Here is a 4,313-nt window from a genome sequence, read left to right as displayed (position 1 = left end):
TCATCTATCTCAATCCTTGTGTTGAGATTTCCCTTCTTTGTCTTGTCACCTCTTGAGTAGAGATTGCCTTTCCTTCTTTCTTGCCATTCTTGTTGCAGTTTTTTATATTCATTCCCATTTATATGCCGTTTCTTGAGTTTTTTAAATAAATTCCTGCCGCCGAAAATAACTTTACTGGGGTTTTCACCTCTTTCTCTGCATGACTCAAGAACGCTTTTTGCCTTCATTATCGCATCATCTGCATACCTCGAATTCAGGTTGAAAACCCCTTGAAGGTCTCTTTTAAGTTCATTTCTGGTTTTACCTTCTAGAAACCGGTTGTATGCAAATCTCATGCAGGCTGACCATCTTCTCATTAAATCCGCTACTACTCGCTCATCTTCTTTGCTCGGGAAAGTAAGTTTAGTCTGTATTGTTATCATCCCTTTTACCACCTTTTTGTCCGTAAATCCTGGCTGCAAATGATGCAACTATTGCTATTAAGTCTTCTGCTAGCTCTTTGTTTGCATCTTGCTCATTTTCTTTCCCGTTTAAAACTATAAGCTCTACTCCAAAACTTTCCATAAAAAATTTAAAATATTCAAAACCAAACCTTGCTAGTCTGTCAGGATATTCTATTACAACTTTCTGAACTTCTCCTCTTTTGATTTTGTTCAAAAGCTTTAGTAAGCCTCTCCTGTTTTCATTTACTCCGCTTGCTATCTCATGTATGACTTCATATTCCCAACCTTGGGAATTAGCATATTCTTCAAGCCTTTTAATTTGATTTTTAAGATATTCTTCTTGCTTCTTTGTAGACACTCTTGCATATAAAACTACTTTGGGTTTTGGTTTTTCTTCAATCATACCCAGCAGCTTTTCTATATCTTCTTTTTTATACCTTCTGATGCCTTTTGGAGTTCTAACAGGTGTAATCAATCCTTCATTTTCCCAGTTTATAAGTGTTCTTCGGCTAATGGAGTATATTTCCTTTACTTTTTGCATACTTAATAACATCTATTATCACCCAATTAAAATTATATCACTTTGCATTACTATTGTCAGCCGTTGCCAACCTCCTTTTAATTTTAAGATAGGGGACTTAATAGATTAATTATACCTTTTTAGTCCAATTTAACTTTAAAAAAATTTACTGCACCAGATCGGCTAAAGTATGGCGGCTAAGCTCTTTAAGCATAGCCTCCTGAGCCCGTCTGAGCTCCCTTGATACTATACAATCCGGCTTATTGGGACACTGATAACCGGGAAGCAGGCATACATTAAGAGCAATCGGCCCTTCTACGGCGGTTATTATGTCAGCAATAGTTATTTTATCTGCCGGTCTGGCTAACCGTATGCCCCCACTGTTTCCCCGCTGGGTTATCACCAGGTCAGCCAAAACCAGAAGCTTTACCGTCTTTTTTAAAAAATCTTCCGGTATATCCTGCCTTTCCGAAATAACCCGGGTTGATACCAGCTCTCCCGGCTTGGCCTTCGCCAGCTCCAGCATGGTACGAATAGCATATTCACTCTGCCGCGTTATCTGCAATGTACTTACCCCTTTATTGTGGATTATTTTAGTCCCCTTTGTTATATTTATAGTAATATATTTCTCCCTCATAAGCAATAGCTAAATTTAAAAATCGCGCTGGCGGTAAAATGCAAGTGATAACACAAATGAAGTTATAACTAAAAAGATAATGAATGTTAGGAGTATTAAACCAATTGCCAGTTGATTACCTATTCCAAATACCCGGACCAAAACATCAATAAACCCTTCTATTTCTTCTTCCATGGAAGCCAACCATATACTTCCCCCAAATATCATAAAAAATATTATCAAGTTCACCAGCCTTGACTTCATATATCCAAACTTAAAATACACCGGATAATAAAACATAGTAAGGAGAAGCACACTGAAAAAAGACCCTATTAGCTTATTTTCATCCATCTTAACCGGAACAACAGGTAGAGGTAAAAGGCTTAATATAGCATATGACAGCCCGTATATTATGAGTATGATGATAAAGAAAACAGCTGTAGATAAATAACGTTCCCCCACAATCCAGCCCCGCCTTAAAGGCAAACTATTAAGCAAAACATCTCCTCTGTTTTTATCATCATAAGCACAGGCAGTCTGCACCATAATATATACCATAGCTGTTATAGCTGCTACATCTCCCCATTCGCCAAAAAAAAGAATCATTATTGGTATATAAAAAAAAGCAAAAATAAAAAATTTTTTCTGTAAAAGCAGATCTTTAAGAATAAGACTATACATTATCTCCCCTCCTGCCAAAATAAAGCATAATATCTTCCAGAGTCGGTTTTTCTAAAACCAGTCTGTCTTTTAATTCTAAAGCCATTATCTTTTCATAAAAGCCAATCCCGGTAAAGCCAAAACGGTTTTCCCTAAACCCTACCATACTATTTTTTAGCTTGCCATCAAGTAAAGCCTTATCTCCCTTAACCAAAACATAGTTATCCCATAACTCTTCTTTAGTAGAGGAAAACAGTATTCTGCCTTCATTAATAAAAGTTATATAATCCGCAATCTTATCCAAATCAGAAGTAATATGAGTAGAGAAGAAAACCGCCCGGTTTTCATTCTGTATAAATTCAGACAGTATATCTAAAAGCTCATCCCGAACAATCGGATCTAAGCCAGAAGTCGGCTCATCCATAACCAGAAGTTCAGCATTATGGGAAAGGGCTACCGCCAAGGAAAACTTCATTTTCATACCCTTAGACAGATCCTTTATTTTCCTGTTTAAAGGCAGAGAAAATTTCTTTATATAATCATTAAAAACATCTTCATCCCAGTTAGAATAAAAAGGGGCAATAATCTTTTTCATTTCCTTTATGGTCAGTTCTTCATAGTAATAGTTTTCATCAAATACAAAACCGATCCGGTTTTTTATTTCCAGTTCATGTCCTTTATAGTCAAGCCCAAAAAGTCTTACCTTTCCTTTATCTTTCTTCATCAAATTCATTATAATCTTTATAGTGGTTGTTTTTCCGGCACCATTAGGCCCAATAAAACCCATTATATATCCTTCATCCAGCTTAAAGCTTATATCCCTTAAAGCAAAATCGCCTAAATCCTTGCTTACATTTTCTACTTCAAGAATAGCCATTCTGTTACCCCTCCTCATAAAGCACACGCAAAATCTCCTGCAATTCAGGAAGACCCAAATCTATAACCCTCCCGGCTTCAATCGCTTCTGTTATCTTTTCCTCAACTATCCGCAAATATTTCTCCCGCAGCATTTCCCGATTTTGCCTAGCAACAAATGAACCTTTTCCCGGCACCGTAATAATATAGCCCTCATTTTCCAGTTCCTGATAAGCCCTCTTAGTAGTAATTACACTTATCTTAAGTTCCCGGGCCAAATTCCTTATGGAAGGAAGCGGCTCATCCTCCTTAAGCTTTCCCTGTATAATCATCTCTTTTAACTGTCTTACAATCTGTTCATAAATAGGTTCAGAGGAAGAATTTGAAATAATAATATGCATAAATCACCATCCTTATCAGGTAAAACTGACCTTACAAAATAAATCTGTGTATATATATAATATATACAGATATGTACAGTTGTCAAATAAAATTTATGCCTTTTACTAAAGATTGCCTTTGGCTCATAAGACACATATATACATGCTAAAATAACGGAAGGAGGAGCAGTTATGCCTTATTTCATAGCATTTCTTACTACAGTTGACCCGGAAAAAGATGCCGCTGTTCTTGCGGAACATAAAGCTTATCTTGATAAATATATAAAAGAAGGCAAGATATATGCCAAAGGACCTTTCCTGGACCACAGCGGCGGGCTTATTATCTACCACACCTAAACCGAAGAAGAAGCTTACCAGATTGCCTTAAACGACCCGGTTATAAAAGAAAAGAGCCGGAAAATGGTATTTAAGGCCTGGCAAAGCACTTTGCCCGAATAAAAAAGAGGAGGAAGCTTAAGTCTAATCTCAAGCTTCCTCCTATTATATTTGCACACATACCCCTCAGACTATTTTAAAATGTTATTGGCAATAACTAACCTCTGAATCTCATTGGTCCCTTCATAAATCTGGGTTATTTTGGCATCCCGCATCATGCGCTCTACCGGATATTCCCGGCTATAACCATAACCACCAAGGATCTGCACTGCTTCTGTCGTAACCCACATGGCAGTATCGCCAGCAAAAAGTTTAGCCATGGCGCTGGCCTTGCCATAAGGATATCCGTTGCTCTCCAGCCAGGCTGCCTGATAGGTTAACAGCCTGGCGGCTTCTATTCTAGTTGCCATATCAGCCAGTTTAAACTGAATGGCCTGCTGCTG

At 37.6% G+C, this 4,313-nt stretch carries 7 protein-coding genes and 1 pseudogene; 1 reads left to right on the top strand and 7 read right to left on the bottom strand.

The features are described 5' to 3' along the window. The 6 genes and pseudogenes from BUB92_RS10745 to BUB92_RS10720 form a co-directional block, all read right to left on the bottom strand. Positions 1 to 422, bottom strand: a pseudogene (locus BUB92_RS10745) (hypothetical protein); the annotation flags it as partial. Further along, positions 403 to 996, bottom strand: a complete 594-nt coding sequence (locus BUB92_RS10740) for an IS607 family transposase (protein WP_073093543.1) — start codon at positions 994 to 996, stop codon at positions 403 to 405. The gene BUB92_RS10740 and the pseudogene BUB92_RS10745, both read right to left, overlap by 20 nt. Positions 997 to 1,129: 133 nt before the next feature. Next, a complete protein-coding gene (locus tag BUB92_RS10735; RefSeq protein WP_073093542.1) occupies positions 1,130 to 1,528 on the bottom strand; it encodes an RrF2 family transcriptional regulator in 399 nt (132 codons plus the stop codon). A gap of 87 nt (positions 1,529 to 1,615) precedes the next feature. After that, complete coding sequence (locus BUB92_RS10730; protein WP_073093541.1) at positions 1,616 to 2,260, bottom strand: ABC-2 transporter permease; 645 nt, start codon at positions 2,258 to 2,260, stop codon at positions 1,616 to 1,618. Then, on the bottom strand, positions 2,253 to 3,116 hold the full coding sequence (locus tag BUB92_RS10725; RefSeq protein WP_073093539.1) for an ABC transporter ATP-binding protein: 864 nt from the start codon (positions 3,114 to 3,116) through the stop codon (positions 2,253 to 2,255). Before BUB92_RS10725 ends, BUB92_RS10730 begins: the two co-directional genes overlap by 8 nt. A 4-nt stretch (positions 3,117 to 3,120) precedes the next feature. Next, positions 3,121 to 3,495, bottom strand: a complete 375-nt coding sequence (locus BUB92_RS10720; protein ID WP_073093538.1) for a GntR family transcriptional regulator — start codon at positions 3,493 to 3,495, stop codon at positions 3,121 to 3,123. Between the two features lie 171 nt (positions 3,496 to 3,666). Here BUB92_RS10720 and BUB92_RS11890 point away from each other — a divergent pair, with 171 nt between their 5' ends. Continuing rightward, a complete protein-coding gene (locus BUB92_RS11890; protein ID WP_242939050.1) occupies positions 3,667 to 3,831 on the top strand; it encodes a YciI family protein in 165 nt (54 codons plus the stop codon). Positions 3,832 to 4,001: 170 nt separating this feature from the next. Here BUB92_RS11890 and BUB92_RS10710 read toward each other — a convergent pair. Next, positions 4,002 to 4,313, bottom strand: a 312-nt coding sequence (locus BUB92_RS10710; protein WP_278280534.1) for an acyl-CoA dehydrogenase family protein, incomplete at its 5' end; no start/stop codon positions are given.

Origin of the sequence: Thermosyntropha lipolytica DSM 11003, assembly GCF_900129805.1 — a bacterium.
In the GTDB taxonomy this organism is placed as follows: Bacteria; Bacillota; Syntrophomonadia; order Syntrophomonadales; family Syntrophomonadaceae; genus Thermosyntropha; species Thermosyntropha lipolytica.
This window is presented reverse-complemented; position numbering and strand designations above follow the sequence as displayed.